We start from the raw sequence: 359 nt of genomic DNA on the forward strand, positions 1-359 counted from the left end.
GCGGTGCGGTGCGGAGCGCAGCGAAGCATCATCTTGTGCCCGTCGAAGGGTCGAGGACGAGGGCAGGCACGATGCATCTTCCTTCGTCGTCCGAGACGCCTCCCTTCGACAAGCTCGGGAAAGCTCCTCAGGATGAGGGAAAATGGAGCCGCACGTGGCTGATTATCAGCCAGCGATTTTCGAGAAATCCACCACCTTGCCGGTAGCCGCACGAATCTGGTCGAGCAATGCCAGACGATTGGCGCGGACATTTTCGTCCTCGTCGTTCACCAGCACCTTTTCAAAGAATGTGTCGACAGGACCGCGCAGCTTGGCAAGCGCCAGCATCGCGCCGTTGAAATCTTCACGGGAAATGGCAG

1 protein-coding gene is annotated in these 359 nt (G+C 58.8%); it reads right to left on the reverse strand.

Features of this window, described 5'->3' with window-relative positions:
• Positions 1-165: 165 nt before the first annotated feature.
• Positions 166-359 (reverse strand): DALR anticodon-binding domain-containing protein (locus R0J92_RS21980; RefSeq protein WP_411053209.1); only part of this gene is annotated, 194 nt, incomplete at its 5' end.

The sequence above is a fragment of the Tritonibacter sp. SIMBA_163 genome (assembly GCF_046535935.1).
Classification (GTDB): domain Bacteria; phylum Pseudomonadota; class Alphaproteobacteria; order Rhodobacterales; family Rhodobacteraceae; genus Epibacterium; species Epibacterium scottomollicae.